Consider the following 24270-nt stretch of genomic DNA (forward strand, 5'->3'; position numbering starts at 1 on the left):
GCATGATCGACGTCGAAGACCTGATCGCGCTCGTTCGCAACTACAATCCGCAGACAGATGCCGATCTGATCCGCCGGGCCTATGCCTACGGGCTGGAAATGCATGCGGGTCAACTGCGCCATTCCGGTGAGCCCTATTTCACCCATCCAGTGGCTGTTGCCGCCATCTTGACCGAACAGCGGCTGGATGATGCGACCATCGTCACCGCGCTTTTGCACGACACGATTGAAGACACTCGCTCGACCTACACTGAGGTGACCGAGCTGTTTGGCGAGGAGATCGCCGAACTCGTCGATGGCGTGACCAAGCTGACCAATCTGCAACTCTCCAACGCCGCCTCTAAGCAGGCCGAGAATTTCCGCAAGCTGTTCATGGCGATGTCCAAGGATTTGCGGGTGATCCTCGTCAAGCTGGCCGACCGTTTGCATAACATGCGCACGATCCGCTCGATGCGGGTGGAAAAGCAGGTGCAAAAGGCGCGCGAGACGATGGAAATCTATGCGCCGCTTGCTGGGCGCATGGGGATGCAATGGATGCGCGAAGAGCTTGAGGATCTTGCCTTCAAGGTCATCAACCCCGAGGCGCGCACCTCAATCATCCGCCGCTTTGTCAGCCTGCAAAAAGAAACGGGCGATGTGATTCCGAAAATCACCGCTGATATCCGTGCGCTTCTGGAAGATGAGGGCATCGAAGCGATGGTGTTCGGGCGCGCCAAACGCCCCTATTCGATCTGGCGCAAGATGGAAGAGAAGCAACTCGCCTTCTCGCGGCTTTCCGATATTTACGGATTTCGCGTCATCACCGACTCCGAAATGGATTGCTACCGGGTGTTGGGGTTGATCCACCACCGTTGGCGCGCCGTGCCGACCCGGTTCAAAGACTATATCAGCCAGCCCAAGACGAACGGGTATCGCTCTATTCACACCACAGTCTCGGGGCGCGATGGCAAGCGGGTCGAGGTGCAAATCCGCACCCGCCAGATGCACGAGGTCGCAGAGGCCGGGGTGGCTGCGCATTGGTCCTATCGCGATGGTGAGCGGGCGAAAAACCCCTTTGCCGTGGACCCGGCGAAGTGGCTGGCATCGCTGAATGAGCGGTTTTCGGAGGGTGATGGCGAGGGCGATCACGATGAATTCCTCGAGAACGTCAAGCTCGAGATGTATTCCGATCAGGTGTTTTGTTTCACCCCAAAGGGCGATGTGGTCAAACTGCCCAAGGGCGCAACGCCGATTGATTTCGCCTATGCGATCCACACCCGCATCGGCAATAGCTGTGTGGGCGCCAAAGTCGATGGCATCCGCGTGCCGCTTTGGACACGGTTGAAAAACGGTCAATCGGTCGAGGTGATTACAGCGGCTGGCCAGCGTCCTCAGATGACCTGGCTTGATATCGTGGTCACCGGGCGCGCCAAGGGGGCGATCCGCAAATCCCTGCGCGAGGAAGATCGCGATCGCTTTATCAAGCTGGGGGCGGAACTTGCGCGCGTGGCTTTTGAACATGTCGGGCGCAAGGTCACGGACAAGGCGCTGCGCACCGCCGCCAAGACCTTGGGTCTGCCCGATGAAGATGAGGTGCTTGCCCGTATCGGATCGGCGGAAATGGCGGCCTCAGAGGTGTTGGCCGCTCTCTATCCCGAACTGGCCGCACGTCAAAATGAAGGCGAGATCGAACCGACCCGCGCCGTCTTGGGCCTTGAGGCGGATCAGACGTTTACCCGCGCGAATTGCTGCCAGCCCCTGCCCGGAGAGCGGATCGTTGGCATCACCTATCGTGGGCAAGGTGTGGTTATTCACGCCATCGACTGTCCCGCCCTTGAGGAATTTGAGGATCAACCCGAACGCTGGGTCGATCTGCATTGGAAAACCGGGCGCCATCCGCCCGCCTACACCGCGACGCTCAAGGTCACAATTTCCAATGATGCGGGCGTTTTGGGCCATATCTGTACCTTGATCGGGCAGCAAAAGGCCAACATTTCGGATCTGAAATTCATTGATCGAAAGCCCGACTTCTATTCGCTTCTTGTTGAGGTCGAACTGTGCGATGCCGAGCACATCCACCGTTTGCTCAATGCACTCGAAGCGGAAAGCGATGTTGCACAAGTGGCGAGAATCCGCGAATTGTCACGCAAGCCATAGCCGTTTCGGCGGCGCGAAGGGGAGAGAAGCGTGGTTTTTAGGCGGCGCGAAAAGCGAAGCGTTCTAGAGAACCTGCGCGAGGCGGTCTGGCCGCGCTCGGGGTGGGGCCGTGCTTTTCAATACGTCAAACACCGCGTAAATCGCCTGCCAGATCGACCCCACCGCATTGCGCGCGGCGTCTGGGCCGGGGTGTTGGTGTCGTTCACCCCGTTCTTCGGGTTTCACTTTCTGTCCGCCGCAGCGGTCGCGTGGATCATCCGCGGCAATATCTTGGCGGCATTGCTGGCGACCTTTTTTGGCAATCCGATAAGCTTTCCCATCATCGCGGTGTTCTCGGTCAAGCTGGGCCACTACATCCTTGGAGGGCGACTGGATAGCGGGCATCCCGAGGGCTTGCTGCGCACGTTTCAGGCGGCCAGCCATGATTTGCTGCACAATTTCTGGGCCATGTTCACGCCAGATCATGCGGAATGGGGTGGGCTGGAGCGGTTTTTCACCGATGTCTGGCTGCCCTATCTGGTGGGGGGGATTGCGCCGGGGATCATCGCGGCGACGATTTGCTATTATGTCTCGCTTCCCATCATCACCGCCTATCAGAACCGCCGTCGTACCCGGCTGAAAGAGCGGCTGGAAAAAATCCGCGCCAAGATCAAACGCGACGATAAAAACGGCGAGAAAAAGCCCCGCGAATAGGCTTTTTGCCGATCAGGGTCGGCCCTTGGCCGCCCCCGCTTCACTAAGGCGATAGCCGCGCGTCTGGGCGTGGCGCCGGGCCGTTTCGGCGACGCTCACCGCGTCGCGCAGATTGGAAAACCAGCGCAAGCATTGGCGACCCGCGCGCCCATGCTGGCCCCATTCGCGCAGCACTGTGTATTCCCCGAACAAATTGTCGGAGATCTCAACGCGGTAGAAACGCCGCGTATTCGGCGTGTGCAATATGAGGTTGAGCATGGCAGTGCTCCCGCATCCCAGTTTTGTGAACTGAATCAGAGACGCGCGCCCTTTGCCAGCGAAAAAGGGTTAACGAAAAGGGCCGCGCGTTCTGCGACCGAACCTTTTGCGACATCGGTGAAATCGCCCAGATTGTCGCCCATCAACAGCGCGACGCGGTAATCCTTGGTGCGGTTGGGGATGTAGAAAATCTTCACGCCTTTGGAAGTCGCATATTTCAGGAAATCGACCGCGCAGCGCCTCAAAAAGGCACTGCAGATGCAAGAACTGCAAGCGCGCGAGTTGCCTTGGCGTGAGCCTAGCTCCAGCGAACCTCGCCCAAAAAGATATAGCCTGCGCCGTAGATCGTCTTGATCAGTCGGGGATTTTTCGGATCTTCCCCAAGCTTGGTGCGCAGTCGTGAGATCCGCACATCCATCGCGCGATCAAAGCTGTCGCCTGCCGCACCGCCTAAGCTTTCCTGCATCTGCGCGCGGCTGATCAGGCGGTTCGGGCTTTCGAGAAATAGACGCAGAACCTCGCCCTCGGCATGGCTGAAGGAGGTCTCGTGTCCGGTCTCATCGACAAGCATATAGCGGTCGAAATGCGCCTTCCAGCCCGCGAAACTGGCGCTGTTGGCCGTGTTCGCCGCCCCCGAACGCCCCTTGCGCAGCCGGGCGCGAATGCGCGCGACGACCTCGGCGGGATCAAAGGGCTTGATGATGTAGTCATCCGCGCCCAGCTCAAGCCCCGTCACCCGGTCTTGCACTTGCGCGCGCCCCGAGATGATGATGATCGCCGCCCCGGATTCCAGCGCCAGACGATGCACCAGCGCCAGCCCGTCGCGATCGGGCAAACCCAGATCGACAAGGCAGACATCGGGCGCGGTGCGGCGCAGCGCGGCCTCGAACTCGGTCGCGCGCCCGTAACAGGTGGTGCGAAACCCCGCCTCTTGCAGCGCATCCGACAGCATCCGGCGAATTTCCGGCTCATCATCAAGAATCGCGACATGGGGTTGATCGGCGGTCATGGTCTGGGTCCAGCAAGAAACGCGCCAAGATGTGCGGCGTCAAAGGGTTTCTGGATGACGGGGCAGGGGGCCGCCAAGCGCAGCGCATCCCCCGGAGGCAGCGACGTCATCAAGATCACTGGCACCTGATCGCCGATTGCGTGTGCAAGGTCCACCCCTGTGCGCGATCCGGCGAGTTGAATATCTGATAATACGAGATTGATATCAGGCAGCGCCATCAGGGCCAGCGCCTCGGTCACGTTGCGCGCTTCGATGATAGTGTGGTCCATCGCGCGCAACATATCGCGGGTCGTGGTGCGAATATCTTCGTCATCCTCGACCAACAGCACCAGCATCGGCGTGGTGGACACCGCCGCAGGGCGCAAAGGCAGGCGCAGCGTCACTCGTGCGCCTTCGGGCATGTTGGTCAGCCGCACCGTGCCGCCTGCCAGCTTGGTTTGATCATAGACCATCGACAGGCCCAGGCCCGACCCCTCGCTACCCTTGGTGGTAAAAAACGGATCGAGTGCATGGCTGAGCGCCGTCGGTGAAAACCCGGGCCCCTCATCGCTGACGGAAATTTCCACCCAAGTATCGCGCACCGGATGGGCCGCGATGCGGATGCATCCGCCCGTGTCGCGCATCGCGTCATTGGCGTTCAAGATCAGATTGAGAATGCTGTCTTGCAACGGGCCGGGGTCAAGCAAGACCGGGCTGTCCAGCCCATCTATCGCGATCTCAAGGCGGACCGCCTCGCGCAAGGTTGGCCCCGCCATCGCGGCCAGATCGTCAAACAGATCGGCGAGGACAACAGCTTGTGGACGCAATTCGCGCGGGCCGGAAATCGCGGCGAGGCGGTCCAGCAAAGTGCCGCCGCGCCGCGCCGCGCCCAAGGTCGCGCGGATCGCGTCTTGCGCGTCTTCCGGCAGGCCTTCCATGCGCTCCAGCCGACCTTGCAGCCCCAGAATGATCGTCAGCAGATTGGCGAAATCATGCGCGAGCCCTGACGACAGTTTGGCGGCCAATTCGCGCTTGGCGGTCTGGGCAAGGGCGGCACGCGCCTGCGCCTCATCGGTCACATCGGTGGACAGGATGAACACGCCCCCCACCGGGCCCGTACCAATTCGGTCGGGCGTCAGCGCGATGCGGATGCGCCGCCCCGAAGGGTCATGCGTAATCTCGATCACGCTCGCCTCGCCATCCAAGGCGCGTTCAAACGCGGGGCGAATTTTGGCGAATGTCGCAACCCCCAGCGCATCGCTTGCCTCTTGTCCAACGACATCGGCATGGGATCCGGGCATCACCGAAGACAGTTTGCGATTGGAAAACGTATAGACGAAATTGCGATCCATATGGGCGATATGGGCGGGCATCATCTCGGTTACTTGTCGGGTGCGCGCCTCGGTGATGGTGAGCTGGCGCTGGGTCTCTTGCAGCGCGGCATTGGTCGCGCCCAAGGCGCGGTTGGCGGCGCCCAACGCCTCGGCATGATCGAGCACCTGTTCGGACAGTTCCTCAGATCGGGCACGCAGCAACGCCTCTTGGCGTTTGATCTCGGTGATGTCGGTATAGACGGTGATCCAGCCGCCTTGCGGCAGTGGTGCGCCCTCAACCGAAATTGTGCGGCCATTGGCGCGGGTGCGCTCCATGTAATGCGGGGCGAAGGCGCGCGCGGTTTCCACGCGGTCGCGCACGGCAGCCTCGATATCGTCCACCGGGCCATATTCGCCCTGCTGCACCAGATAGCGCACGGTATCCTCAAACGAGGCCCCGGGCTGGGTCAGCGGATCGGGGAGGTTGAACATTTCCTTATACGGCGCGTTTGACACTGCCAGGCGTAGATCACTGTCAAAGATCGACAATGCCTGAGCGATCAGGTTCAGCCCCGCCTGTGTCAGCCTGTCATGTGCGCTTTCAGCCACCCGTTTCCCCCCTTGGCGTGATCATGGCTAACACCCCACCGGGCCCTGCGCAAATTACGTCTTTCGAAGTTGAGCCGCGCTGTAAGAATTCGTTACAATCACGAAAACATCACGAAAACTTTGACAGCGAGCCTAGCGCCATGCCGAACTGGGCGCGGAGGATTCGCCTTGGGCGGAGAGGGACGCCGGTCAACCGGCGCGAGGGAGGATAATTTGGCTGAGGCAGTCACGAAGGGGCACGAGTCTGCCCAATCGATTCCTGCGCTGTTGGCGCGCAACGTAGCCCGTTTCGGGGGCTATCCTGCCTATCGCGAAAAGGAATTCGGGATTTGGCAAAGCTGGACATGGGCCGAGACCGCCGATGAAATCCGCGCTATGGCGCTTGGGTTTCTCAGTCTTGGGGTCGAGCGTGGCGATCATATCGCGATTATCGGGCGCAACCGCCCGGCGCATTACTGGGCGATCGTGGCGGCGCAGATGTGCGGTGCTATCCCGGTATCACTGTATCAGGACGCGGCCGCCGATGAGATGGCCTATGTGATGGACCATTGCGGCGCGCGCTTTGTTGTGGCGGGCGATCAAGAGCAGGTCGACAAGATCCTTGAGATCGGTGATCGCATCCAAGACATCACCCATGTCATGTATACCGACAAGCGCGGCATGCGGAAATATGACCACTCGCAGATGAACGCGCTTGAAGACGTCAAGGCCGAGGGGCGCGCGGGCCATGCGCGCTATGACGCAGAGCTGGATCGCCGCATCGCCGAGCTGACTTACGACACCACCTGCGTGATGCTTTATACCTCGGGCACGACCGGTAAGCCCAAGGGCGTGGTGCTTTCGAACCGCAATATCATCGAGACCGCCAAGGCGAGTTCCGACTTCGATCATCTGGATCACAACGACGAGGTTCTCGCCTATCTGCCGTTGGCTTGGGTGGGCGATTTCATCTTTTCCATCGGGCAAGCGTATTGGACGGGCTTCACCGTGAACTGCCCGGAATCGCCCGAGACGATGATGACGGATCTGCGCGAAATCGGGCCGACCTATTTCTTCGCCCCGCCGCGGGTATTCGAAAATCAGCTGACCACCGTGATGATCCGTATGGAAGATGCCGGGCGGGTCAAGAAATGGCTGTTTGATCACTACATGGAGGTCGCGCGCAAGATTGGCCCAGATATTCTTGATGGCAAGCCGGTCAGCTTTGGCAAGCGGCTGTCTTATGCGCTGGGCAATCTGTTTGTTTATGGCCCGCTCAAGAACACGCTGGGCTATTCGCGTATCCGCGTCGGCTATACGGCGGGCGAGGCGATCGGCCCCGAGATCTTCAGCTTTTACCGCTCGCTCGGGATCAATCTGAAACAGCTTTACGGGCAGACCGAAGCGTCGGTGTTCATCACGCAACAACCCGATGGCGAGGTGCGCGCCGATACCGTGGGCGTTCCAAGCCCCGGCGTCGAGGTGCGGATCGGCGAGAATGGCGAGGTCTATTATCGCAGCCCGGGCACTTTCGTGGCCTATTACAAGAATGCCGAAAGCACCGCCTCGACCAAAGATCCCGAGGGCTGGGTGGCGACGGGCGATGCTGGTTTCTTTGAGCCCGACACAGGCCATTTGCGCATCATCGACCGCGCCAAAGACGTTGGTAAAATGTCCGATGGTCGGATGTTCGCGCCGAAATATGTCGAGAATAAACTGAAATTCTATCCCGCGATTCTGGAATCCGTGGTGTTTGGGGCGGGCCGTGACCGCTGCACCGCTTTCATCAATATCGACCTTGCGGCAGTGGGCAACTGGGCCGAGCGCAACAACATTTCCTACGCCTCATATCAAGAGCTGGCCGGTCATCCGCGTGTCTATGAAATGATCCGCGAGCATATCGAAGAGGTGAACGAGAGCGTCGCGCAAGACCCGATCCTGTCGGGCTGTCAGGTGCATCGCTTCTTGATCTTGCACAAGGAACTGGACGCCGACGATGGCGAGTTGACCCGCACCCGCAAAGTGCGCCGCAACATTATCGCCGAGAAATTCGCCGACCTGATCGGCGCGCTCTATGACGGTAGCTCGGACATCTACACCGAAACCGAAGTGACCTACGAAGACGGCCGTAAGGGCGCGATCAAGGCCACGTTGCGGATCGAGGATGCCAAGGTCATGCCGATCAAACCAATGGCGGAGGCCGCGGAATGAACGATATGAGCGACGGTTACATGACCGCGGATGGCCGCCAGATTGGTGGCGTTCTGATGGAGTTGAAGAACATCACGCTGAAATTCGGCGGCGTGACCGCGATCGAGAACATCTCGTTTGACATTCGCGAAGGCGAAATTCGCGCGATCATCGGGCCGAACGGCGCGGGAAAATCTTCGATGCTGAACGTGATCTCGGGGTTCTATGTGCCCACCGAGGGCGAGGTTTGGTTCAAGGGCTACAAGCGCGGGCCGATGAAGCCCTATGAAATCGCACGCCTTGGGATTGCTCGCACGTTCCAGAACATCGCCTTGTTCGACGGGATGTCGGTGCTCGATAACATCATGACGGGCCGCTTGACCAAGATGAAGAAGGGCCTTCTGGCGCAAGCCGGTTGGTGGTGGACGGGCGCTGCCAAGGAAGAACATGAGAACCGCGAAAAGGTAGAGCGGATTATCGACTTTCTGGAGATCCAGAATATTCGCAAAACGCCCGTCGGTCGCCTGCCTTACGGGCTGAAAAAACGGGTCGAACTGGCGCGCGCCTTGGCCGCCGAGCCGAAAATCTTGCTGCTCGATGAGCCGATGGCGGGAATGAACGTCGAAGAGAAAGAGGACATGTGCCGCTTTATCCTCGATCTCAACGATGAATTCGGCACCACCATCGTCTTGATCGAGCACGATATGGGCGTGGTCATGGATATTTCGGACCGCGTCGTCGTGATGGATTACGGCAAAAAGATTGGCGATGGCGCGCCGACTGAGGTGCGCAACAATCAGGCCGTGATCGACGCCTATCTGGGGGTGGCCCATGACTGATTTCTCACAAACGCAACGCGGTCAAACCGGGGAGGCGCATCATGCCTGATCAACTCGTCTATGCGATGGAAGTGACGCTGAACGGGCTGATGGCGGGGGTGTTGTACTCGCTGGTTGCGCTTGGCTTTGTGCTAATTTTCAAGGCCTCGGGCATCTTCAATTACGCCCAAGGGGTGTTGGCGCTGTTTGCCGCGCTCACGCTGGTGGGCATCCAGAACGGCCAAGTTCCGTTCGCCCATATGATCAACGCAATGACGGGCGGGCATCTGACCAATTTCGGCTGGCAAGTGCCATCGGTGATTGCGATTTTGTTGACGGGCGTCGTGATGGTTCTGCTGGCGATCGTGATCGAGAAGCTGGTGCTCAAGCACCTCGTCAACCAAGCGCCGATCATCTTGTTCATGGCGACCATCGGCATGGCTTATTTCCTCGAAGGCTTCGGCGATGTGATGTGGGGGGCTGATATCAAAACGCTTGATGTCGGCCTGCCCCAAGGCATCAACGAAACCATTGAGAGCCTGACCGACCGCTGGTTCGGCTATGGGTTCTTCATCGACAATCTCGATATCGTGGCGACGTTGCTCGCGATCTTGTTGGTCACCGCGCTGACGCTGTTTTCGCAATATTCCAAGCAGGGCCGCGCCTTGCGCGCGGTGGCCGATGACCATCAGGCCGCGCTGTCAGTGGGCATCTCGTTGCGCTTTATCTGGGTGCTGGTCTGGTCGATTGCGGGCTTTGTCGCGCTGGTTGCGGGCATCATCTGGGGCACGAAGTCGGGTGTTCAGTTCTCCCTCAGCCTGATCGCGCTCAAGGCGTTGCCGGTGTTGATGCTGGGCGGGTTTACCTCGATCCCCGGTGCGATTGTCGGCGGGTTGATCATTGGCGTTGGCGAAAAGCTGTTCGAATTCTCGATAGGTCCGATGATCGGTGGCGCCACCGAGAACTGGTTTGCCTATGTGCTGGCGCTCGTCTTCCTCGTCTTCCGTCCGCAAGGGCTGTTTGGCGAAAAGATCATCGAGAGGGTCTGAACAATGTCACGGAGCTGTGAGAATTTTCTTGATCGGGATGCGGGGCTGCGACAAGCTGCCGCATATCGTAGCGTCAAGGCAGGGGAGGCCCGTCGTTGCGAGAGCGTAACGAGCAAAGGGAGGACCGTTGCCCATGAAAATCTGTGCGACCGTATTCACCATCGGTTGGGGGGCCGCGCTTGCCTTCGGCTGGATCGCATTGGCGGCCCCGCCAGAAGAGGCGTCACAATTGCAAACCATCAATATCGCACTGGCCGCCTTGGGCGCCGGGGCCGGGCTTTGGGCTTGGCTCAGGATACGACGCGGCTGCTGACGGAAGAGATCGCTCTCTTCCCAAATAAGGGGAGAGGCTAATGTTTTACCGCGAAGCTGGTGATTTCAAGACGTCGTATAGTGAAGACGGGCAGACCTTTCCGATCAAATTCGATCGGTTGCGGTTTTACGCCGTGCTGGCCGTGGCCTTCGGGGTGATCCCGCTTTTCATCAATGATTACTGGGCCAACGCAGTGGCGGTGCCGTTTCTGATCTACGCAATTGCGGCGATCGGGCTGAACATTCTGGTGGGATATGCCGGTCAGGTGAGCCTTGGCACGGGCGGCTTCATGGCCGTCGGGGCCTATGCTGTTTACAAGCTGATGACTGCGTTCCCCGAAGTGTCGATCTTCATTCACGTCATTTTGGCGGGCCTCATCACGGCCGCCGTTGGTGTGGTGTTTGGCCTGCCCAGCCTGCGCATCAAGGGGTTCTATCTGGCCGTCGCTACGCTGGCGGCGCAGTTCTTCCTAGTCTGGCTGTTCAACAAGGTGCCGTGGTTTTACAACTACTCGGCTTCCGGCCAGATCAACGCGCCCGAGCGCACGGTGTTTGGCGTGTTTGTGACGGGCGCGCAGACCTCGGCGATGGCGAAATACATGTTCTGCCTCGTGATTCTGACACTGGTGGCATTGGTCGCGCGCAACCTGACGCGCGGCACCGTCGGGCGCAAATGGATGGCGATCCGTGACATGGATATCGCCGCAGAAATCATCGGGGTGAACCCGTTGACCACCAAACTTACCGCTTTCGCCGTGTCCTCGTTCTTCATCGGTATCGCAGGGGCGCTGTTCTTTGCAGTCTATCTGGGCGCGGCAGAGGTGGGCGAGTCCTTCGGTATCCAGAAATCGTTCCTGATCTTGTTCATGGTGATCATTGGCGGGCTTGGCTCGATCTTCGGGTCTTTCGCGGGGGCTGCGTTCCTCGTGCTGCTGCCGGTGTTCCTCAAGAACGTGCTGGTGGGAACGCTGGGTTGGCCGACCGATCTGGCCGCGCATATCGAGTTGATGATCGTGGGCGGGCTGATCGTGGTGTTCCTGATCGCCGAACCCCATGGCATCGCGCAGCTTTGGCGCGTCGCGAAAGAGAAACTCCGGCTTTGGCCCTTCCCGCACTGACGCGAAGGCGCTGCCCAACATCGAAGAACCGGGATCAACCCGGCAAGGTATTCGACTGACTCTCTGGGAGGAGATGCATATGAGAAAGACACTAACCGCCTTGGTGGCCGCCGCGATGACGCTAGGCGCTGCCCCGGTCATGGCCGAACTGGTCGTGCCGAACCTGAGCTACCGCACCGGGCCCTATGCCGCGAACGGCATTCCCTACGCGGACGGCTTTAACGACTATTTCACGCTGCTGAATGAACGCGATGGCGGGATTGGCGGCGAGATGATCAAAAGTCCCGAATGCGAGACCGCCTATAACACCGAGAAAGGCGTGGAGTGCTACGAGGCCACCAAGGGCGAAGGTGCGCTGGCCTATAACCCGCTCTCAACCGGCATCACCTATCAGCTGATCCCGAAAATGGCCGAAGATGGCATCACGCTGTATACGCCCGGCTATGGGCGCACCTCGGCGGCCAATGGCAAAGTGTTCAAATGGGTGTTCAACTACCCGGCGAACTACTGGGATGGCGCTTCGGTCGCGGTCAAATACCTGATGGATCAGAACGGTGGATCGCTTGAGGGCAAGAAGATCGCGCTGGTCTATCACAACTCTGCATACGGCAAAGAGCCGATCCGCACGCTCGAAGAACTGTCCAAGAAACACGGTTTCACGCTGTCTACCTTGCCGGTCGATCACCCGGGCCAAGAGCAGAAATCGCAATGGCTGCAAATTCGTCGCGAAAAGCCTGACTATGTCATCATGTATGGCTGGGGCGTGATGAACCAGGTCGCCATTCAAGAGGCCGTCAACATCCGCTTCCCGATGGAGAACTTTATCGGCATCTGGTGGTCCGGCTCTGAAAATGACGTTCAAGCCGCTGGGGACAAGGCGACTGGCTACAAGGCGCTTTCGTTCCACGGTACTGGCATGGATTACCCGGTTTACGCGGACATGAAAAAATATGTCGTGGATACGGGCAAAGCCAGCGGTGCGGGCGATCAGGTCGGCACGATGCTGTATTCGCGTGGCATGTATGCGGCGATCATCATCTCTGAGGCGATCCGCAAGGCGCAGGAACTGGCGGGCAAATCGGCGGTGAACGCAGCCGAGGTGCGCGACGGTTTCGAAAACCTCGATCTGACCGAGGCACGCTTGGTCGAACTTGGCCTGCCCGACTTTTCGCAGCCGATCAAGGCAAGCTGTGAGAACCACGGTGGTCCGGGGGCTGCGCGCGTCTTCCAGTGGGATGCGGCGAGCAAGAAATGGAACGCAGCTTCGGATTGGATCACGTCTGACAAGGACGTGCTGGATCCGCTGATCGCGGAAGACTCGGCTGCTTTTGCCAAGGAATCCGGCATTGAGGAACGCTGCAAATAACAGACTGGCTCCCGGCCTGCGGGTCGGGAGCCACCTCTAACCCCTCGGAGTTTTTCCCATGCTCGATGACGTCAAAACCGATGCGGCCCTGCTTGAGGTCAACAATATCGAAGTGATCTACAATCACGTCATCCTTGTTTTGAAAGGCGTCAGCCTCAGCGTGCCCAAAGGCGGGATCACTGCGCTTCTGGGTGGCAACGGCGCGGGCAAGACGACGACGCTCAAGGCGATCTCGAACCTGCTGAGATCCGAACGCGGCGAGGTCACCAAGGGCAGTATCATCTACCGTGGCGAGCGGGTTGAAGATGGCGCCCCGGCGGATCTGGTGCGCAAAGGCGTGATCCAGGTGATGGAGGGTCGGCATTGTTTCGAACACCTCACCGTTGAAGAGAACCTGCTGACCGGGGCCTATACCCGCAAGGATGGCCGCGCCGCCGTGCAGGCAGATCTTGAGATGGTCTATAATTATTTTCCCCGCCTGAAAGAGCGCCGCAAATCGCAAGCGGGCTACACTTCGGGCGGCGAGCAACAGATGGTCGCAATGGGCCGCGCGCTGATGAGCCGCCCCGAGATGATCTTGCTGGACGAGCCCTCGATGGGGCTGGCGCCGCAATTGGTTGAGCAGATTTTTGAGATCGTGAAATCGGTCAATGAGAATGAAGGCGTGACCTTTCTGTTGGCCGAACAAAACACCAATGTCGCGCTACGATACGCGCATTACGGCTATATTCTGGAAAGCGGGCGCATCGTGATGGACGGCCCGGCCGCCGATCTGCGTGAAAATCCGGACGTGAAAGAGTTCTACTTGGGCGTTGGCGATGACGGGCGCAAATCGTTCCGCGATGTGCGTAGCTATCGTCGCCGCAAACGCTGGCTGGCGTGACTTTAAGTCTTTGAAATTGAACAATTGCTGCGCAGAATTTCTGAGCGGCAGGGGGCAGTTTGCCCATAACAGGAAAAGGGTCGAGAGATGGGTAAGCATTTCGACGAATTGGAAACCCGATCGGCTGATGCGCGTGAAGCCGCTTTGGCTGCCGCTCTTCCGGGCGTGATCGCCAAGGCGCTGCAAGCCCCGGGGATGGCCGCGCATTTGGCGGGCGTGGATGCCTCGCAAGTCACATCGCGTGCGGCGCTGGCGTGTCTTCCCGTGCTGCGCAAATCCGATTTGGGCGCGGCCCAGAAAGGGGCGCCCCCCTTGGGCGGGCTAATCACCAAACCACTGACCGCTTTCGCCCATATCTTTCAATCTCCCGGCCCAATCTATGAACCCGGCGATGTCAGCCATGACTGGTGGCGGCTGGGGCGCTTTGCCCATGCCGCGGGGGTGGGCCCCGGTGACATTGTGCAAAACTGCTTTGGCTATCACCTGACGCCCGCGGGCATGATGTTTGAAAATGCCGTGCGGGCGGTGGGTGCCGCTGTGCTACCTGCGGGCACGGGTCAGACCGAGCTGCAAGTGCGTGCCGCCGCCGATATTGGCACGACCGTCTATGCGGGCACGCCCGATTACCTGCGTATCATCCTCGAGAAGGCCGACGAGATGGGCGAGCGGTTGGCGCTGACCAAAGCCACCGTTTCGGGGGGCGCGCTCTTTCCCAGCTTGCGCCAGCTTTATGCCGATCGCGGCATCGCCTGTCTGCAATGCTATGCCACTGCCGATCTGGGCAATATCGCCTATGAAAGTGCCGCGATGGAAGGGATGATCGTCGATGAAGGCGTGATCGTCGAAATCGTGCGTCCCGGCACGGGTGACCCGGTCGCCCCCGGCGAAGTGGGTGAGGTCGTGGTGACAACGTTGAACCCCGATTATCCGCTGATCCGTTTTGCGACGGGCGATCTTTCGGCTGTGATGGAGGGCGCCTCCCCCTGTGGACGTAGCAATATGCGCATCAAGGGGTGGATGGGGCGCGCCGATCAAACGACCAAGATCAAGGGCATGTTCGTGCGCCCCGAACAGGTTGCTGCCTTTGTCGCGGCCCATCCGCAGGTGCAAAAGGCCCGCGTCATCGCCAGTCGTTCGGGCGAGATGGATGTGATGACCGTGCAGGTCGAAACCGAGAGCAGCGATGCAGCTCAATTCGACGCTGGCATTCGCGCTGCACTCAAGATGAAAGGGGTGATCGAACTGGTTGCTCCGGGCACTTTGCCCAATGACGGCAAGGTCATTGACGACCAACGCAGCTATGATTGAGGAACTTTTACGCGTGCTTCTGTGTTAATCCGTTTAGAGAGACGGAGGATAGCATGCGTAAACTATTGTTGACGGGGGCCGCGATTGCGGCGCTTGCCGTGCCTGCGAATGCGGCCGATTTGGCGCTGATCTTGGGCAATGCGAATTACGACCGAATGGGCGATGTCAAAGCGGGGGATGCCTCGATTGCCGCCCAGTCGGGTTTGAAACAGGCCGGGTTCGCGGTTTTCGATCAGGACAATGCCGATGCGGGCGAGATCCGCGCGCGCTTTCGCGATTTTGTCGCGGAGTCGCAGGGGGCGGACACGGTTGTCGTCGCGCTGTCTGGGCGCTTTGTCCACAGCAATTCCGAGACGTGGTTTTTGCCCGTGGATGCGCGCGATGCCACTTTGCCAGAAGCGGTCAGCGAGGCTTTGCCGCTGTCCGCCGTGATGACCGTTTTGGCGGCCCATCCGGGGAAAGCGGTGTTGCTGTTGGGCGCGTCGGACCCCGAGGGGGGCATGTCCGGGCTGACGATGCCGGGCATTGGCATGCTCGACATTCCTCAGGGCGTGAGCGTCCTGCGTGGAGAGCCCAAACAAGTGGCTGCCGTTATGGGCGGCGCGCTGGTGCAACCCGGCATGCCCCTTGCTCAGGCGGCGCGCGAAGCGGGGCTGACGGCCTCGGGGTTTGTGATGCCGGAACGTGCGTTAGTCAATGTGCAAAGCCAGCCGAACACCCCTGCACCTGCGCCGGTCAAAACGCCCGCCGCCGATCCAGCCTCACCTTATTGGGATCTCGCGAGCTCCGAAGACACGATTGACGCCTATCAGCTCTATCTCAAGCGCTATCCCAATGGCGCAAACGCGGCGGATGCCAAGGCGCGCATCGCGACGCTCAAGGCGGAACCCGAGTTGCAGGCCAAGGCGGTCGAAAAGGCGCTCAACCTGTCGCGCGATCAACGCCGCGAGGTGCAGCAGAATCTGACCATCCTTCAGTTTGACCCGAAGGGCGTTGACGGGATTTTCGGCCCCGGTTCGCGCAGCGCGATTTCGCGTTGGCAGCAGGCAAACGGGTTTGATGGCACATCCTATCTAAGCTCCGAGCAGCTGACCAAACTGTCTGCACAGGGCGAAAAGCGCTCTGCCGAACTGGATGCCGAAGCCAAGGCGCGTCAGGCAGAGATTGACACGCAGGATCGCGCCTATTGGGAGCAAACGGGCAAGGCCGGGGATGAGCCGGGCCTGCGCGCTTATCTCAAGAAATATCCCGATGGGCTGTTTGCGGATTTGGCGCAAGAGCGGCTTGATACGATCGAGGCCGCTCGTCGGGCGGATGCGCAATCGGCGGATCGTGGGGATTGGGATGCTGCGCGCAAGGCCGACACGGTCGCGGCCTATCGCGAGTATCTCTCAAGTCGCGACAAACCTGCCTTCCAAGCCGAGGCCGAGGCCCGCATCTCTGAACTGCAGCAGGAAAACCAGGACAGCGCACAGGTGGCCCAAGCCAAGGCAACCGAAGATGCCTTGGGTTTGCCCAGTGTAGCGCGGCAGTTGGTGGAACAACGGCTATCGCAGATGGGGTTGAAGCCGGGCAAGGTGGACGGCGCCTTTACCCCCGAAACCCGCCGCGCGATCCGGCGCTATCAAACAGCCGGCGGGCTGCCTGCGACGGGCTATCTGACACAGGCAACCGTGGCACAGCTTTTGGCCGGTGCCATCGGGTTTCGCTAAGGCAAAAGGGGCGGCTTGGTCGCCCCTTTTTCATGACGATTTCGGGCGCGCGCAGCGACGCCACGGCAAGGTCTCAATACACTCCGCTTTATTTAGCATACCGATTGGTATATTAAATATGTATGCATGATTCTAACCCCTCGTCCGCCAAGCCCCGCCCCCGTGGTCGCCCGCCCCTTGCGCCTGATGCGCAGGCGTCGCGCAAAGCGTTGCTGCGCGCGGGGCTCGCGCAGCTGACAGAGAGGGGCTATGTCGCGGTGCGTCTGGACGATGTCGTCTTGAGTGCGGGTGTGACCAAGGGCGCGTTCTATCATCATTTCCGCTCAAAGGCGGACTATGGCACGGCGCTGATCGCGGAATATGACGCGTATTTTCAGGCCCAGATCGCGCGCAGTTTGGGGCGTGCCGACCTAACGCCACTGGCGCGTTTGCAGGACTTCGCCACGATGGCCGAGGCCGGGATGGCCCGGTTCGGATTTCGGCGCGGCTGCCTGATCGGCAATCTTGGTCAAGAGATGGCCTCGCTGCCCGAAGACTATCGCGCCAAGCTGATCGCGGTGCTTGAGGGCTGGCAAGACATGACCGCAACCTGTCTGCGCGCCGCTCAAGACGCAGGTGAGATCGCATCAGATCAAGACCCAGAGACCCTTGCCGCGCTGTTCTGGACCGGCTGGGAAGGCGCGGTCCTGCGCGCCAAACTCGAACGCAACCCCGCGCCGCTGCGGCAGTTTACTGCCGGATTCCTGCGCCTCGTATCGAAATGACGGAGTTCCCCATGACCAAAGCCATCGTGATTGAAAAGACTGACGAGACCCAAAGCGTTTCGTTGCGCGACATTGATCTGCCGCCGTTGGCCGAGGGCGAAGTGGCCGTCGACGTCGCCTATTCCACGCTGAATTACAAAGATGCGCTGGCATTGACCGGGGCCGCGCCGGTTGTGCGCAGCTTCCCGATGGTGCCGGGGATTGATTTGGCCGGGATCGTGCGCGAAAGCCTGCATCCCGATTATGCGCCCGGCGACCGCGTTGTTCTCAACGGTTGGAGTGTGGGTGAGAAATACTGGGGCGGGCTGGGTGCGCGCGCGCATCTGCGCGGCGAGTGGCTGGTGCCGCTGCCCGAGGGAATCTCGATGCGTCAGGCGATGGCGATCGGCACGGCGGGCTATACCGCGATGCTGTGCGTGATGGCACTTGAGGCCAATGGCGTGACGCCCGAGAGCGGCGAAGTGGTTGTGACCGGGGCCTCGGGCGGTGTCGGCAGCGTGGCCATCGCGCTGCTCGCGGCCAAGGGCTACACCGTGGCTGCGGTCACCGGGCGCGAAAGCGAGGCGGAGTATCTGAAATCGCTTGGGGCGTCGTCAATCGTGGCGCGCGAGGAGTTGTCGGGTAAGCCGCGCGCCCTCAACAAAGAGCGTTGGGCAGGCGCGATTGATGTGGTGGGCAGCACGGTTCTCGCCAACCTGATCTCGATGATGAAATATCACGGCACGGTCGCGGCGTGCGGTCTGGCAGGCGGGATGGATCTGCCCAGCTCGGTTGCGCCTTTCATTCTGCGCGGTGTCACCCTTGCCGGGGTCGATAGCGTGATGTGCCCGCGCCCCCGGCGGATCAAGGCGTGGCAACGCTTGGCGCGTGATCTTGACATGGCAAAGCTGGAATCGATGGTGGTCGAGGTCGCTCTGAAGGATGTGATCGCCACGGCCCCGAAATTCCTCGAAGGGCAGGTGCGCGGCCGGATCGTCGTACCCGTCGCCCCCGAGCTTGGCTAAGAGGGGGCGATGAGCGACACCAACCCGCCCACCGAAATAGAGGCCGCGCAACCGGGGCAAGCCCGGTTGCGTGACTGCCCGGCTTGGACCTACCTGTTGCAAGAATTCCACGGCATCTACGCGCGGGGCTCTGCAGGGGGCAGCAAGGCGATCCGCGGGCATCGAAAGAAGGTGCGCGACAGCCTGTCCTACACGATTGATTCCAATCCGCTCATTGCGCCGCGTCAGCCGGTGAACAAACCGGTCACTGCACATTTGCCGCGTGCTTTCGACCTCGCGGCGAGCGGCCCAATGGCCAGAATGAGCCGGGCGTTAGAACGCGCCAGCGCGCAGCTGACGTGGGATTATGGGTATGAGCGCGTGCCACAGCATTTGGCGCAGAAATACGCCTATTGCGAGGTGCTCGGCCCGCAAGGTCCGATCCTGTCAGAGCGGCTGACACTGGGTTTCGTGCTGTTTGCGCCGCGCACCACCTATCCTCAGCACAGCCATCTCGATATCGAGGAAAGCTATATCTCGATTGCGGGCGATTGGTCGGAAAACGAGTTTGCGGTGTTTGCGCCGGGCTCGCTGATTCTGAACAAGCCGGGGCATGAACATCGCATCACTACGGGTGATTTCGACCCGTGCCTGCTGGCCTATGCCTGGATCGGTCCAAGCGACAAGTTGGCGACACCGGGGATGAAATTTTCCAAGACACGCAAGCGGAGTGTGCAGGGGATCTAAGCGGGCGCTTTGTTCAGTTCAGCGTCTCGGGCAAATCCAATCCGCGCAGAATGTCTTGCGCGGCCATCGGGCGCTTGCCGGGGCGCTGGGCCTGCAACACCTCCAAAGCACCGATGCCGCAGGCGATGGTGAACCCATGCAGCACGCGGCCAGCCGGGCCGTTCCCCTCGGTCAAGGCGGCATGAAGCAGCTTCACCCGTTCGTCTCCAATCGCGACCCAAGCGCCGGGGAGCGGGGACAGCCCGTTGATATGGCGCACCAGCTCGGCGGCGGGGCGGGACCAGTCGATGCGCGCCTCGGCTTTGTCGATCTTGGCGGCGTAGGTCACGCCCGTCTCGGGCTGCACCTCGGGTGTGAGGCTGTCGATCCGCGCGAGCGCATCCAGAATCAACCGCGCACCCATGTCCGACAGCCGGTCATGCAGCACGCCGGTGGTTTCGGTTGCGCCGATATCGGTGGCTTCGCGCAGCAGCACAGGGCCGGTATCCAGCCCCGCCTCCATCTGCATGATACAGATCCCGGTCTGCGCATCGCCCGCCATCACCGCGCGGTGGATCGGTGCCGCCCCACGCCAGCGCGGCAACAGCGAGGCATGAATGTTCAGACAGCCCTTCGCGGGCGCATCCAACACCGCTTGCGGCAAGATAAGCCCATAGGCGACGACCACGGCGATATCGGCATTGAGCGCGGAGAAAGCCTCGCGATCCGATGGCGCTTTGAAATTGCGCGGCGTGCGCACCTCAATCCCCAGCTTCTCGGCGCAAAGCTGCACCGGCGAGGGGCGATCTTTCTTGCCGCGACCAGCAGGGCGCGGAGGCTGCGAATAAACCGCGACGACATCATGGTCGCGCGCCAGAGCCTCGAGCACCGGAACCGAGAAATCGGGCGTGCCCATGAAGATCACCCGCATCAGGCTTTCCTCAGTTTCTTAGATTTCTGCACCAGCATTTTGCGGCGCAGCGGCGTCAGGTGATCGACGTAAAGTTTGCCGTTGAGATGGTCGATCTGGTGCTGCACCGAGGTTGCCCAAAGCCCGACAAAATCGCGATCTTCGCTTTCGCCGCTTTCGTTGAGAAACCGCACCGTCACCGCGCGCGGGCGTTCGATCGCGGCGAAAACTCCGGGCAGGTTGGGCGAGGCCTCGTCATGTTTGCGCATCTGCACCGAGGCATGCAGCACCTCGGGATTGGCCATGCGCACGGCTTGCCCGCGCTTGTCCGAGGCGTCGACAACGGCCAGACGCAGGGTGATCCCGATCTGCGGTGCGGCCAAGCCAACACCGGGCATCGCATCCATCGTTTCGACCATGTCGTCCCAGATCATGCGAACGGTTTCGGTGATCGCCTCGACCGGTTCGGCGGGGCGATGCAAGCGGCGGTCGTCATAAGGCAGGAAGGCGCGCACGGCCATCAGGAAAGGAAATCCTTCGAGCCCGCTTCACGTGCGCGCTCGCGTTTCAGCTTTTCCATCTTGCGGGTGATCATCTTGCGTTTCATCGGGCCAAGATAGTCGATGAACAGCTTACCGTTGAGATGGTCGAATTCGTGCTGCGCGCAAGTTGCCCAGAGCGCGTCGAACTGCTCTTCGTGGCTTTGCCCATCCAGACCCAGCCAGCGCATGCGCACCTCGGCGGGGCGGGTGACTTCGGCATATTGCTCGGGGATGGACAGACAGCCTTCCTCGTAGACATTGCTTTCGTCCGAGACCCAGCTGACCTCGGGATTGATCAGCACCATCGGCTCGGGCGTGGCGTCTTGTTCCTTGACGCAATCCATCACGAACAGCCGTTTCATCACGCCAACCTGCGGCGCGGCCAACCCGATGCCGGGGGCCTCATACATGGTCGCAAGCATGTCATCGGCGAGTTTGCGGATCTCGTCGGTGACCTCGGCCACGGGGTCGCACACCTTTTTCAGGCGCGGATCGGGATGGATCAGGATCTGTCTTAGCGTCATGACAGGGGATTTAGGCGAACTGTTCCGTCCTTGCAATGGCACGCGATTGTGTCTGAGACAAATCGGGGTTTGAACCTGTCTGCGCGATTTGCTCTGTTGCGCGCGTAACATAGGAGAGCCCGACATATGACCGCGCCCAATTTCGACGAGATGATCGACCGCATCGGAACCCATTCTGCGAAGTGGGACGCGATGGAGGGGATTTTTGGCGTAGCCCCCGAGGACGGGATCTCGATGTGGGTCGCAGACATGGATTTCCGCCCGCCTGCCTGTGTGCAGCGCGCGCTGGAATCGATGACGGCGCATGGGGTTTATGGCTATTGGGGCGATATGCGCGATTATCACGCAGCCATTCAGTGGTGGATGTCCAATCGCCACGGCTGGCAGGTCGAACCCGAATGGATTTTCACCACCCATGGGCTGGTGAATGGCACGGGGCTGTGTGTCGACGCCTTCACCAAGCCCGGCGAAGCCGTGGTGCTGATGACGCCAGTTTATCATGCCTTCGCACGCACCATCAAAGCGGCGGGGCGCGAGGTGCGGGAATGTCCGCTGGCGCTGGAAGATGGCCGCTATGAGATGGATTTCGATGCGTGGGACGCCCAAATGACGGGCAACGAAACCATGCTGCTCTTGTGTTCGCCGCATAATCCCGGCGGGCGTGTCTGGAGCCAATCAGAGCTAGAGGCCACGGCCGCGTTCTGTCGCCGCCACAACCTTGTGCTGGTCTGCGATGAAATTCACCACGACCTGGTGATGCCCGGCCACACCCATATTCCGATGACCGTGGCTTGCCCTGACCAACCGGTCGTCATGATGACTGCGACGACGAAGACATTTAACATTGCGGGCACGCATACGGGCAATGTGATCATCGCCGATCCCGCGCTGCGCGAACGCTTTGCCGCGCGGATGATGGCGCTGGGGATCTCGCCCAACAGCTTTGGGCTGGCGATGGCGACAGCCGCCTACAGCCCAGACGGGGCGGCTTGGGTTGACGCGTTGACCGCCTATCTTGAGGGTAATCGCCATATTTTCGACGCGGGTGTGAATGCGATCCCCGGTCTGCGCTCGATGCCGCTGGAATCGACCTATCTGGCTTGGGTCGATTTTTCCGGCACCGGAATGGCGGCTGAAGACTTCACGGCCCGCGTCGAGAAAGACGCGAAAATTGCCGCCAATCATGGGGAAACCTTCGGGCGGGGGGGCGAGAGCTTCCTGCGCTTCAACATCGCGACCCCGCGCGCGCGGGTGCAAGAGGCCGTGGGCCGACTGCAAGCCGCCTTTGGTGATCTGCAATAACGAAAGGCGCCCGTTCGGGCGCCTTTTTCCAAAGCCATTCAGGGGGCAACGGCGCGCCCCGCCTTAGGCTTTTGACAGGTAGCCTGCAATCTCGGGCCCTTCGAACACGAAATCGAGCGGCGCGCGATCGGCGACAGCGGTCTCGCGTTTGACGTTGCAGATCAACTCGCCGTCAGCAACCTCTGAGGCGATGATCAGGCAGGTCGCGATATGGGTCGACCCGTCATATAGATCGACATACCCCCGCAGATGGCTGACCCGATCCGCATCAAGCGCAAACCCGCCTTTGAACCTGCGCAGCACCCGCCAGCTTGCGCCATCCGCCAAGACGCGCAGACGCGATGTTTTCGCCGACTTGCGTTTCTGCGCGACGCGCAGCCCTTCGAGCAGTTCCTTGGGCAGAAATTCCATCACAGCCTCCAGCAGCATCCCCGCACTCTATGCTGCTCACGCGAATGTAAAATTCAAGTTAACCATTTGTCCGATCTCATGCCGCACCTGCATGGAGTGCTGTATTTGCAACGTCTTGGCTGTTGTCGGACCTGTGAGTGCGCGTTAGCCTCTCGGTAATCTCATAAGAAAGTCTGCTCATGCGCCTGCCGATTCTCGCCCTCAGCTTGTCGATTCTTGCCGCGCCCGTGATGGCACAATGCGGAGGGAGTTGGTCTGGGTTTCTCAGTGGCATCCGCAGCGATATCCGTGCCGCTGGCCTGAGCGCGGCGCAGGCCGATGCCTTTCTCAATGGTGCGCGCCAAGACCCAAAAGTGCTGCGGGCTGACCGCGCGCAGGGCGTGTTTCGCAAGGATTTTCTGCAATTTTCCAGCGCGGTGATCAGTCAGAACCGCCTCACCAACGGGGCACGCAACGCCAAGCGCTACAAATTGACTTTTGATCGGATCGAGCGGGACTACGGCGTCTCGCGCGGGGTGCTGCTGGCGTTTTGGGCGCTTGAGACCGATTTCGGGCAGGTGCAGGGCGATTTCAACACCCGCAATGCGTTGCTGACGCTCGCCCATGATTGCCGCCGCCCCGAGCTGTTTCGCCCGCAGGTGATCGCCGCCGCCAAACTGTATCAACGGGGTGATTTTGATCCCCAGCGCGAAAAAGGCGCTTGGGCCGGAGAGATCGGGCAAGTGCAGATGCTGCCTGATGACATCTTGCGCAACGGGGTGGATGGCGATGGCGATGGGCATGTACGGCTGAAAACCTCTGCGCCGGATGCGCTGATGTCGGGGGCCAAGATGCTGCACGATCTGGGCTGGCGCAAAGGTGAGCCGTGGATGCAAGAGATCGTGCTGCCCGCCACGCTTGATTGGTCCAAAACCGGGTTGAACACGCAAGCCTCCACCGCCGATTGGGCGCGGATGGGTGTGCGGGCACGCAGCGGGAGACTGGCGCAGGGGGTGCCGGGTTCGGTGTTGCTGCCGATGGGGCGCAAGGGGCCGGCCTTTATGGTCTATCCCAATTTCCGCGTGTTATTTGAGTGGAACAAAAGCTTTGTCTATGTCACCTCGGCGGCCTATTTCGCGACCCGGCTTGAAGGCGCGCCGCGCCTTGACCCCGGCCATCCCGATGCGGGGCTCAGCAGTGCGCAGATGTCGGCGCTGCAACAAAAGCTGACGGCGCGTGGTTATGATGTGGGTAAGGTTGACGGGATTTTAGGGGCGAAAACGCGCCCCGCCGTCCAAAGCGAACAGAAACGGTTGGGCCTGCCTGCCGATGGTTGGCCCACCAAGGCGCTGCTGAACGCGCTTTGAATTCAGGTGGCGCGACTGCGGAGTTCCAGAA

At 60.5% G+C, this 24270-nt stretch carries 24 protein-coding genes; 16 read left to right on the forward strand and 8 right to left on the reverse strand.

The window, feature by feature from the left end:
- Window positions 1-2: 2 nt before the first annotated feature.
- Entirely contained in the window at window positions 3-2135 is a 2133-nt protein-coding gene (locus QZ571_RS10245) for a bifunctional (p)ppGpp synthetase/guanosine-3',5'-bis(diphosphate) 3'-pyrophosphohydrolase (RefSeq protein ID WP_295534104.1), read from the forward strand.
- A gap of 30 nt (window positions 2136-2165) precedes the next feature.
- Window positions 2166-2828, forward strand: coding sequence for a DUF2062 domain-containing protein (locus QZ571_RS10250; RefSeq protein ID WP_295534106.1), 663 nt, complete (start codon window positions 2166-2168; stop codon window positions 2826-2828).
- A 12-nt stretch (window positions 2829-2840) separates the two neighbouring features.
- Here the strand turns inward: QZ571_RS10250 and QZ571_RS10255 are convergent, their stop codons facing one another.
- The 4 genes from QZ571_RS10255 to QZ571_RS10270 are packed head-to-tail and all read right to left on the reverse strand — an operon-like array spanning window position 2841 to window position 5996.
- Window positions 2841-3086 carry a WGR domain-containing protein gene (locus tag QZ571_RS10255; RefSeq protein WP_295534107.1) on the reverse strand — a complete coding sequence of 82 codons (246 nt, stop codon included), beginning with the start codon at window positions 3084-3086 and terminating at the stop codon, window positions 2841-2843.
- A gap of 35 nt (window positions 3087-3121) precedes the next feature.
- On the reverse strand, window positions 3122-3331 hold the full coding sequence (locus tag QZ571_RS10260; protein WP_295534109.1) for a hypothetical protein: 210 nt from the start codon (window positions 3329-3331) through the stop codon (window positions 3122-3124).
- A 53-nt stretch (window positions 3332-3384) separates the two neighbouring features.
- Entirely contained in the window at window positions 3385-4095 is a 711-nt protein-coding gene (locus tag QZ571_RS10265) for a response regulator transcription factor (protein WP_295534111.1), read from the reverse strand.
- A complete protein-coding gene (locus tag QZ571_RS10270) occupies window positions 4092-5996 on the reverse strand; it encodes a PAS-domain containing protein (RefSeq protein ID WP_295534113.1) in 1905 nt (634 codons plus the stop codon). The genes QZ571_RS10265 and QZ571_RS10270 overlap by 4 nt, the downstream gene beginning before the upstream one ends.
- A gap of 213 nt (window positions 5997-6209) precedes the next feature.
- Here QZ571_RS10270 and QZ571_RS10275 point away from each other — a divergent pair, with 213 nt between their 5' ends.
- From QZ571_RS10275 to QZ571_RS10330, 12 genes are all read left to right on the forward strand, one after another.
- Complete coding sequence (locus QZ571_RS10275) at window positions 6210-8186, forward strand: AMP-binding protein (protein WP_295534115.1); 1977 nt, start codon at window positions 6210-6212, stop codon at window positions 8184-8186.
- Window positions 8183-9004: an ABC transporter ATP-binding protein gene (locus QZ571_RS10280; protein ID WP_295534117.1), complete on the forward strand. Its 822-nt coding sequence runs from the start codon at window positions 8183-8185 to the stop codon at window positions 9002-9004. Before QZ571_RS10275 ends, QZ571_RS10280 begins: the two co-directional genes overlap by 4 nt.
- Before the next feature lie 41 nt (window positions 9005-9045).
- Window positions 9046-10032 carry a branched-chain amino acid ABC transporter permease gene (locus QZ571_RS10285; protein WP_295534119.1) on the forward strand — a complete coding sequence of 329 codons (987 nt, stop codon included), beginning with the start codon at window positions 9046-9048 and terminating at the stop codon, window positions 10030-10032.
- A gap of 133 nt (window positions 10033-10165) precedes the next feature.
- Complete coding sequence (locus tag QZ571_RS10290; RefSeq protein ID WP_295534121.1) at window positions 10166-10345, forward strand: hypothetical protein; 180 nt, start codon at window positions 10166-10168, stop codon at window positions 10343-10345.
- A gap of 40 nt (window positions 10346-10385) precedes the next feature.
- Window positions 10386-11462, forward strand: coding sequence for a branched-chain amino acid ABC transporter permease (locus QZ571_RS10295; RefSeq protein ID WP_295534122.1), 1077 nt, complete (start codon window positions 10386-10388; stop codon window positions 11460-11462).
- 79 nt (window positions 11463-11541) lie between these two features.
- Window positions 11542-12828 carry an ABC transporter substrate-binding protein gene (locus tag QZ571_RS10300; RefSeq protein ID WP_295534124.1) on the forward strand — a complete coding sequence of 429 codons (1287 nt, stop codon included), beginning with the start codon at window positions 11542-11544 and terminating at the stop codon, window positions 12826-12828.
- 58 nt (window positions 12829-12886) lie between these two features.
- Entirely contained in the window at window positions 12887-13711 is an 825-nt protein-coding gene (locus tag QZ571_RS10305) for an ABC transporter ATP-binding protein (RefSeq protein ID WP_295534126.1), read from the forward strand.
- Between the two features lie 87 nt (window positions 13712-13798).
- Entirely contained in the window at window positions 13799-15019 is a 1221-nt protein-coding gene (locus QZ571_RS10310) for a phenylacetate--CoA ligase family protein (protein ID WP_295534128.1), read from the forward strand.
- Window positions 15020-15072: 53 nt separating this feature from the next.
- The gene (locus tag QZ571_RS10315) at window positions 15073-16731 is read left to right on the forward strand and encodes a peptidoglycan-binding protein (protein ID WP_295534130.1); all 1659 of its coding nucleotides are present in this window, start codon (window positions 15073-15075) and stop codon (window positions 16729-16731) included.
- 122 nt (window positions 16732-16853) lie between these two features.
- Window positions 16854-17495: a TetR/AcrR family transcriptional regulator gene (locus QZ571_RS10320; RefSeq protein WP_295534132.1), complete on the forward strand. Its 642-nt coding sequence runs from the start codon at window positions 16854-16856 to the stop codon at window positions 17493-17495.
- An 11-nt stretch (window positions 17496-17506) separates the two neighbouring features.
- The gene (locus QZ571_RS10325; RefSeq protein ID WP_295534135.1) at window positions 17507-18499 is read left to right on the forward strand and encodes an MDR family oxidoreductase; all 993 of its coding nucleotides are present in this window, start codon (window positions 17507-17509) and stop codon (window positions 18497-18499) included.
- A gap of 9 nt (window positions 18500-18508) precedes the next feature.
- Window positions 18509-19225 carry a dimethylsulfonioproprionate lyase family protein gene (locus tag QZ571_RS10330; protein WP_295534137.1) on the forward strand — a complete coding sequence of 239 codons (717 nt, stop codon included), beginning with the start codon at window positions 18509-18511 and terminating at the stop codon, window positions 19223-19225.
- 13 nt (window positions 19226-19238) lie between these two features.
- On the opposite strand, the gene fmt is transcribed toward QZ571_RS10330, so the two are convergent.
- Genes fmt through def (QZ571_RS10345) form a run of 3 tightly spaced genes read right to left on the reverse strand, consistent with a single transcriptional unit; the run spans window position 19239 to window position 21180 of the window.
- Window positions 19239-20135, reverse strand: a complete 897-nt coding sequence (gene fmt / locus QZ571_RS10335) for a methionyl-tRNA formyltransferase (protein ID WP_295534139.1) — start codon at window positions 20133-20135, stop codon at window positions 19239-19241.
- Window positions 20135-20635, reverse strand: coding sequence for a peptide deformylase (gene def / locus QZ571_RS10340; RefSeq protein WP_295534141.1), 501 nt, complete (start codon window positions 20633-20635; stop codon window positions 20135-20137). Before def (QZ571_RS10340) ends, fmt begins: the two co-directional genes overlap by 1 nt.
- Window positions 20635-21180: a peptide deformylase gene (gene def / locus QZ571_RS10345; RefSeq protein ID WP_295534143.1), complete on the reverse strand. Its 546-nt coding sequence runs from the start codon at window positions 21178-21180 to the stop codon at window positions 20635-20637. The genes def (QZ571_RS10340) and def (QZ571_RS10345) overlap by 1 nt, the downstream gene beginning before the upstream one ends.
- Window positions 21181-21306: 126 nt before the next feature.
- Between def (QZ571_RS10345) and QZ571_RS10350 the strand changes: the two genes are divergently transcribed.
- Window positions 21307-22482, forward strand: coding sequence for a MalY/PatB family protein (locus QZ571_RS10350; RefSeq protein WP_295534145.1), 1176 nt, complete (start codon window positions 21307-21309; stop codon window positions 22480-22482).
- Between the two features lie 63 nt (window positions 22483-22545).
- Here QZ571_RS10350 and QZ571_RS10355 read toward each other — a convergent pair whose 3' ends face one another.
- Window positions 22546-22893: a hypothetical protein gene (locus QZ571_RS10355; protein WP_295534147.1), complete on the reverse strand. Its 348-nt coding sequence runs from the start codon at window positions 22891-22893 to the stop codon at window positions 22546-22548.
- A gap of 179 nt (window positions 22894-23072) precedes the next feature.
- On the opposite strand from QZ571_RS10355, the gene QZ571_RS10360 reads away from it, so the two are divergent.
- Window positions 23073-24239 carry a lytic murein transglycosylase gene (locus QZ571_RS10360; protein ID WP_295534148.1) on the forward strand — a complete coding sequence of 389 codons (1167 nt, stop codon included), beginning with the start codon at window positions 23073-23075 and terminating at the stop codon, window positions 24237-24239.
- Window positions 24240-24270 lie beyond the last annotated feature (31 nt).

Origin of the sequence: uncultured Thioclava sp. (genome assembly GCF_913064665.1) — a bacterium.
GTDB lineage: Bacteria > Pseudomonadota > Alphaproteobacteria > Rhodobacterales > Rhodobacteraceae > Thioclava > Thioclava arctica.

Bases quoted from the DNA above. Each gene is read 5' to 3' on its own strand.
- QZ571_RS10245 (WP_295534104.1), top strand. From the start codon at position 3: ATGATCGACGTCGAAGACCTGATCGCGCTCGTTCGCAACTACAATCCG.
- QZ571_RS10255 (WP_295534107.1), bottom strand. From the start codon at position 3,086: ATGCTCAACCTCATATTGCACACGCCGAATACGCGGCGTTTCTACCGC.
- QZ571_RS10265 (WP_295534111.1), bottom strand. From the start codon at position 4,095: ATGACCGCCGATCAACCCCATGTCGCGATTCTTGATGATGAGCCGGAA.
- QZ571_RS10280 (WP_295534117.1), top strand. From the start codon at position 8,183: ATGAACGATATGAGCGACGGTTACATGACCGCGGATGGCCGCCAGATT.
- QZ571_RS10285 (WP_295534119.1), top strand. From the start codon at position 9,046: ATGCCTGATCAACTCGTCTATGCGATGGAAGTGACGCTGAACGGGCTG.
- QZ571_RS10290 (WP_295534121.1), top strand. From the start codon at position 10,166: ATGAAAATCTGTGCGACCGTATTCACCATCGGTTGGGGGGCCGCGCTT.
- QZ571_RS10295 (WP_295534122.1), top strand. From the start codon at position 10,386: ATGTTTTACCGCGAAGCTGGTGATTTCAAGACGTCGTATAGTGAAGAC.
- QZ571_RS10300 (WP_295534124.1), top strand. From the start codon at position 11,542: ATGAGAAAGACACTAACCGCCTTGGTGGCCGCCGCGATGACGCTAGGC.
- QZ571_RS10305 (WP_295534126.1), top strand. From the start codon at position 12,887: ATGCTCGATGACGTCAAAACCGATGCGGCCCTGCTTGAGGTCAACAAT.
- QZ571_RS10310 (WP_295534128.1), top strand. From the start codon at position 13,799: ATGGGTAAGCATTTCGACGAATTGGAAACCCGATCGGCTGATGCGCGT.
- QZ571_RS10315 (WP_295534130.1), top strand. From the start codon at position 15,073: ATGCGTAAACTATTGTTGACGGGGGCCGCGATTGCGGCGCTTGCCGTG.
- QZ571_RS10320 (WP_295534132.1), top strand. From the start codon at position 16,854: ATGCATGATTCTAACCCCTCGTCCGCCAAGCCCCGCCCCCGTGGTCGC.
- QZ571_RS10325 (WP_295534135.1), top strand. From the start codon at position 17,507: ATGACCAAAGCCATCGTGATTGAAAAGACTGACGAGACCCAAAGCGTT.
- QZ571_RS10330 (WP_295534137.1), top strand. From the start codon at position 18,509: ATGAGCGACACCAACCCGCCCACCGAAATAGAGGCCGCGCAACCGGGG.
- fmt (WP_295534139.1), bottom strand. From the start codon at position 20,135: ATGCGGGTGATCTTCATGGGCACGCCCGATTTCTCGGTTCCGGTGCTC.
- def (WP_295534141.1), bottom strand. From the start codon at position 20,635: ATGGCCGTGCGCGCCTTCCTGCCTTATGACGACCGCCGCTTGCATCGC.
- def (WP_295534143.1), bottom strand. From the start codon at position 21,180: ATGACGCTAAGACAGATCCTGATCCATCCCGATCCGCGCCTGAAAAAG.
- QZ571_RS10350 (WP_295534145.1), top strand. From the start codon at position 21,307: ATGACCGCGCCCAATTTCGACGAGATGATCGACCGCATCGGAACCCAT.
- QZ571_RS10355 (WP_295534147.1), bottom strand. From the start codon at position 22,893: ATGGAATTTCTGCCCAAGGAACTGCTCGAAGGGCTGCGCGTCGCGCAG.
- QZ571_RS10360 (WP_295534148.1), top strand. From the start codon at position 23,073: ATGCGCCTGCCGATTCTCGCCCTCAGCTTGTCGATTCTTGCCGCGCCC.